The following is a 350-nucleotide window of genomic DNA, read 5'->3' as shown; positions in this document are numbered from 1 at the left end:
GATTTTAATTTAGGTAATTTAATATGTTCATCTTTGATATAAACTGTTCCATTTTGATTATTGGTTGTATAACTGTTATAGTTACTTTTCTTACTTTTGAATTTAGGGAAACCTATTGATTTATCTCTAAAGAAATTTTTATATGCTTTATTTAGATCCATTTGAGCATTTGCCAGAGCAAGACTGTCAACTTCTTTAAGCCATTCAAATTCTTTTTTATACTGTGCCGGGGTAGGATACTTAATCTTTTTAATATCCAAATCTTTGTTTTCCTTGTATGATTTAATTCTATCAGCCAGCATTTTGTTATATATAAATCTGACACAGCCAAAAGTTCCAGCAAAATACAA

1 protein-coding gene is annotated in these 350 nt (G+C 28.0%); it reads right to left on the bottom strand.

The window, feature by feature from the left end; all coding sequences use genetic code 11:
* On the bottom strand, positions 1-350 hold a 350-nt coding region (locus tag ACFHWD_RS20705), incomplete at both ends, for a helix-turn-helix domain-containing protein (protein ID WP_378062955.1).

Origin of the sequence: Clostridium sp. MT-14 (assembly GCF_042436595.1) — a bacterium.
Classification (GTDB): Bacteria; Bacillota; Clostridia; order Clostridiales; family Clostridiaceae; genus Clostridium_B; species Clostridium_B aromativorans.
The sequence above is the reverse complement of the archived record's forward strand: the minus strand, read 5'-3'. Positions and strand labels throughout refer to the sequence as shown.